Here is a 3,167-nt window from a genome sequence, read left to right as displayed (position 1 = left end):
TGTTAGCATGGAATATTTGCGCCGTGAAGTACGGACGGATAGCGCAAAAAGTAAGGTAAAGCCCCATTCGGTGATCATGGGTTCCGTTGATCATGGCAGCAGGGTAGTACAACCCGGAGCAAATACCACCTTTTCAGTTTATTACCTCGCTACGGATTTTCCTGCCCAACCGATTAAAATTGACGCTGATGCTGAAGAAGAGGCCCGAGAAAGCCGTATAAATACCATTTTATCACCACTACAATTAAAAACGCCGGATACCTTATTGAACACAGCGTTCGCTTTTGCCAAGATCAGGGGAACAGAAAGCATTTACAAAACCAAGGTCGGTTACCTGCATGGACCCGGCGGACTTGCTTATTATGCCGCCATCTGGGCAAATGATCAGGCTGAATATATAAGTCCGTTTTTTGCTTTTTCGGGAGATAGTATCGGCAACCTGTCAGCCATGAACTGTTACCGGTTGTTTGCAAAGTACATGAACCCGGAGTATAAACCTATCCCCAGTTCAATAGTAGCTGAGGGCGATGCCGTATGGAAAGGGGCAGGAGACCGGGGCGATCAGGCCATGATAGCTTATGGTGCATCAAGATATGCATTAACTTATGGCAAACCGGATTCTGCCAAAAAACTGTGGCCGCTCATTACCTGGTGCCTTGAATTTAGTCACCGGAAGTTGAATGAGCAGGGAGTTGTTCTTTCAGACCATGATGAACTGGAAGGGCGCTTTCCATCTGGTAAAGCCAACCTTTCAACTAATAGCCTTTATTATGATGCGTTGATCTCTGCAGCATACCTTGGCAAGCAATTACATCAGCCAAAAGCACAAACAGATGAATATTTAAAACAGGCCGCGACGCTTAAAGGTACTATTGAAAAGTACTTCGGTGCAACGATAGATGGCTTTGAAACCTATAAATACTATGAAACTAATGATGTATTACGCGCCTGGATCTGCCTGCCGCTTACCATGGGTATTTTAGATAGGAGCGAGGGAACCATCAATGCGCTGTTTTCGCCCCGCCTGTGGACTGCCGATGGTTTAGCAACGCAGGCCGGTAAAGAAACCTTTTGGGACCGTTCAACCCTGTATGCGCTTCGTGGTGTATTGCAGGCGGGTAAAACAGAAAAGGCAATGGAATACCTTCGATATTATTCGCGCAGACGGTTACTGGGTGAACATGTCCCTTACCCGGTAGAAGCTTATCCTGAAGGTAATCAAAGACATTTATCGGCTGAGAGCGGACTTTACTGCCGGATTTTTACCGAAGGCTTATTCGGCATCAGGCCAACAGGTTTTTGCAATTTTGATTGTACCCCCCGTTTGCCAAACGGATGGAACGAGATGGCTTTGAATAATATACATGCATTCGGCCATGTTTTTAATCTGCAGGTTTCACGGCAAAGTAAAGGGAAACTGCTTATCTCCATTACTGAGGGTAGTAAAGTAATTAAATACAGAATAACTGATGGTGGCACACAGGCAGTTGTGTTGTAAACTGTATCTTGATATAAAACAAACCGCTATGAAAAAAATATTAAAATGCACATTGCCTGTTTTAATGGCATTTATGGTACAGGGTGCTTTTGCGCAAACCCATCAACTGGAAAAACTTTGGGAAACTGATACCGTTGTACGAATCCCAGAATCGGTTTTACCTGATTTTAAAAAGAAAATTTTATATGTATCGGAAATTGAAGGAAACCCCAGCGCTGTTGACGGTAAAGGCGGGGTTGCAAAGATCGGATTGGATGGAAAGATCATCGATCTTGATTTTACCACCGGCTTAAACTCACCCAAGGGCCTTGGACGGGTTGGCGATCAACTGTATGCAGCCGATCTGTCGGAAGTGGCAGTTATTGATATTAAAACGGGCAAAGTGATTAATAAGATCCCGGTTGACAGCGCAAAAATGTTAAATGATATCACTGTGGATGAAAAAGGAATTGTTTACGTATCCGATAGTAAAACCAAAAAGATCCACCGGATTGAAAAGGGTAAGGTTACTACTTTTTTAACCAATGTAAATGGTGTAAACGGCCTTAAAGCTATTGGTAATGATCTTTATATCCTTGGCGGGCCGAAGTTCATGAAAGCGGACAGTAAAGGTAATCTAACGCAAATTACCACGCTGAGTTGCGGAGGCGACGGGCTTGAACCTGTTGGTAATGGCGATTTCCTGATCACCTGCTGGTCGGGCCATATATTTTACGTAACAGCCGATGGCAAAATAGAAACCCTGCTTGATTCGGAGGTGCAAAAGATGAATACTGCCGATTTGGGTTACGATACCGCTAACCATATTTTGTATGTGCCCACGTTTTTCGGAAAAAAGGTAGTGGCTTATAAACTAATCACCCGTTAATATGCAGTTTAAAAATCTGAAACTGTATTTAATAATGATCTGTGTTTTAAGTACTAATCCATTATTCGCGCAGCAAAGCACCCGCTTAAATGCCGGCTGGGAATTTATACAACGGGATTTAGGCGGCATTTGGGAAGCTATCCGTCCGGAAGATAAGGGCATTCCGCATGATGTTCCCCACTGGCAGCAGGTAACGCTTCCGCATTGTTTTAATGCCCGTGACGCGGTTGACCCCGATGTAAACTATTATCAGGGTCCGGGATGGTACCGTACCCAGGTGAACATTAATAATCCGTATACGGGAGGGCGTACACTATTGCATTTTGAAGGCGCCGGGCAAAAGACGGATGTTTACATTTATAATACGAAGGTAGGCTCGCACCTGGGCGGGTATGATGAATGGACGGTAGATCTAACAAAGGCTGTTGAGGATTTTAAGAAAACGGAGATCTGCCAAACTCAATTTAAAGGCAATGTACCCATCGAGATAAGATGTGATAACTCGCGCGATTTGGAAAGTATTCCTTCCCGTTTGTCGGACTTTACGGTGTATGGCGGTCTTTACCGTTATCTCAATTTAGTATACACACCGGCTGTATCGTTCGATAAAGTTTTTGCCAAAGCAGCCGTTGATAAAGATGGTAAACAAGGCAGCTTAAATGTAGGTATCCGGATCTATGATCCCGAAAATATCAATGCTGCCGAGGGAGATATCAAAATCATTGATCCGCAGGGTAAGGTTATTCAGCAATCAAAATATAATTTATCATCTACTGCGGGGGAATTACCCATTGGTTCATT

At 44.0% G+C, this 3,167-nt stretch carries 3 protein-coding genes; all 3 read left to right on the top strand.

The genetic code is table 11. The features are described from left to right. A partial coding sequence (locus VF500_RS29820; protein WP_330863145.1) for a hypothetical protein occupies nucleotides 1–1,498 on the top strand: 1,498 nt, incomplete at its 5' end. Between the two features lie 28 nt (nucleotides 1,499–1,526). Beyond that, nucleotides 1,527–2,366: an ATP-binding protein gene (locus tag VF500_RS29815; protein WP_330863144.1), complete on the top strand. Its 840-nt coding sequence runs from the start codon at nucleotides 1,527–1,529 to the stop codon at nucleotides 2,364–2,366. 1 nt (nucleotide 2,367) lies between these two features. Then, nucleotides 2,368–3,167, top strand: an 800-nt coding sequence (locus tag VF500_RS29810; RefSeq protein WP_330863143.1) for a sugar-binding domain-containing protein, incomplete at its 3' end; no start/stop codon positions are given.

Origin of the sequence: Mucilaginibacter sp., assembly GCF_036383575.1 — a bacterium.
In the GTDB taxonomy this organism is placed as follows: Bacteria; Bacteroidota; Bacteroidia; order Sphingobacteriales; family Sphingobacteriaceae; genus Mucilaginibacter.
This window is presented reverse-complemented; position numbering and strand designations above follow the sequence as displayed.

Coding starts and splice junctions, on each gene's coding strand:
- VF500_RS29815 (WP_330863144.1), top strand. CDS start 1,527: ATGAAAAAAATATTAAAATGCACATTGCCTGTTTTAATGGCATTTATG.